2 protein-coding genes are annotated in these 1,684 nt (G+C 71.0%); both read right to left on the bottom strand.

The annotated features are described in order from the left end of the window. Positions 1–106: 106 nt before the first annotated feature. Positions 107–832 (bottom strand): dienelactone hydrolase family protein, encoded by a 726-nt coding sequence (locus HMPREF3105_RS10845; RefSeq protein ID WP_070709595.1) that lies wholly within the window; start codon positions 830–832, stop codon positions 107–109. Positions 833–904: 72 nt separating this feature from the next. Further along, positions 905–1,456 carry a YceI family protein gene (locus HMPREF3105_RS10840; RefSeq protein WP_041103494.1) on the bottom strand — a complete coding sequence of 184 codons (552 nt, stop codon included), beginning with the start codon at positions 1,454–1,456 and terminating at the stop codon, positions 905–907. Positions 1,457–1,684 lie beyond the last annotated feature (228 nt).

Genomic DNA, 1,684 nt, shown 5'->3' with positions numbered 1-1,684 from the left:
GCGGGCTTCACGCCCTTGGCCACGCCACGCCCGCCGGAGCGGGTGGACCGGGCGGGGCCGCCCCTGCTCGCGCGGGACTTCCCGCCCCGGCCGCCACGGGAGCCGCTCAGCGGACCTTCTCCTTCAGGAAGGAGACCGCGCGGTCCCAGGCGAGGGCGGCGGCCTCGGGCCGGTAGTTGCCCTGGGGGTTCTCGTCGTTGTGGAAGGCGTGCGGGGCGTCGTAGTAGAAGTACTCGACGTCGGCCCCGGACTCCTCGCGGATCTGCTGCTCCTGCCTCCGCGCGTCCTCGACGGGGAAGGAGTCGTCCTGCTCGGCGTAGTGGCCCTGGACGGCGGCGGTGACGCCGGAGAAGTCACCGGGCACGCCCTGGCCCACGCCGTAGAAGGGCACGGCGGCGGAGACCTTGTCCCCCTGCTGGGCCGCGAGGGCGAGCACGAAGCCGCCGCCCATGCAGAAGCCGATCGCGCCCACGGTCTGCGAGGTCACCTCGTCCCGGGCCAGGAGCCAGTCGACGGCACCGGCGAGCTGGCGGGCGCCCTCCTCGGCGGGCAGGTTCTGCATCATCTCGCCGGCCTCGTCGCCGTCGTGGGCGATCCAGCCTCCGTAGAGGTCGGGGGCGAGCGCGACGAAGCCGAGGTCGGCGAGGCGGTCGCACACATCCTTGATGTGGTCCACCAGACCCCACCACTCCTGGATCACGATCACGCCGGGGCCCTTCCCGGAGGCGGGCAGCGCGAGGTAGCCGTGGCCCGTCTGGTCGCCGTCCTGGCCGGCGTCCTTCGTGGGCAGGTCGAACGTGACGTTCTGGTGCGGGGTCTTCGAAGCCATCATGGGCCCCACCCTATGAGGAGACCGGGCCCCTCATCGAGGGACCCGGTCTCGACGCGCGAGGTCGACTCAGGCTCAGGCCTGGGCGTCGGCCTCGGACAGCACGAAGGCGGCGCCGATCTCGAGCTTCACCTTGTCCGAGACCAGGACGCCGCCGGCCTCGGTGGCGGCGTTCCAGGTCAGACCGAAGTCCTTGCGGGAGATCTCGCCGGTGGCCTCGAAGCCCACGCGGGTCGCGCCGAAGGGATCCTTGTCCTGGCCGCCGAACTCGGCCTCGAGCTCCACGGTCCGGGTGACGCCGTGCAGCGTCAGCTCGCCGACCAGGGTGAACTCCTCGGGCTCGCCGCGGACCTCGGTGGAGCGGAAGGTCATGGTGGGGAACTGCTCCACGTCGAAGAAGTCGGCGGAGCGCAGGTGGGCGTCGCGACCCTCGTTCTTGGTGCTGATGGAGGCGACGTCGACGGTCACCTCGACGGAGGACTGGGTGAACTCCTCGGCGATGACGAGCTGGCCCTCCACGGCGTGGAAGGTGCCGCGGACCTTGGAGATGCCGGCGTGGCGGACGACGAAGTCGACGTCCGAGTGCGCGGCGTCCAGGTTCCAGGTGCCGGGGGTGATGGCGCGCATGGGGTGCTCCTTTTCAGCGGGTCTGTCTGGTGTGTCCGGGGTGGGCCGCCACGGCGGGCGGCGCCTCGGCCTCCGAACTTGTTTCAAATTCAAACATCATCCGGGCGGGTTGTCCACGCCTGATCGTCAAAATTCGAAATAGAGACGGACGTCACGGGCCGTGGGGGCACATCAGGCCGAGCCCACCCACGCCGACGGCCCGGAACCTCCGGGGGTTCCGGGCCGTCG

Source organism: Micrococcus sp. HMSC31B01 (genome assembly GCF_001816085.1).
In the GTDB taxonomy this organism is placed as follows: domain Bacteria; phylum Actinomycetota; class Actinomycetes; order Actinomycetales; family Micrococcaceae; genus Micrococcus; species Micrococcus luteus.
Note: the sequence above shows the minus strand (reverse complement) of the source record. Positions and strands in the feature narration are given on the sequence as shown.

Excerpts from the sequence above, each read along its gene's own strand:
- HMPREF3105_RS10840 (WP_041103494.1), bottom strand. The coding sequence starts at position 1,456 with ATGCGCGCCATCACCCCCGGCACCTGGAACCTGGACGCCGCGCACTCG.
- HMPREF3105_RS10845 (WP_070709595.1), bottom strand. The coding sequence starts at position 832 with ATGATGGCTTCGAAGACCCCGCACCAGAACGTCACGTTCGACCTGCCC.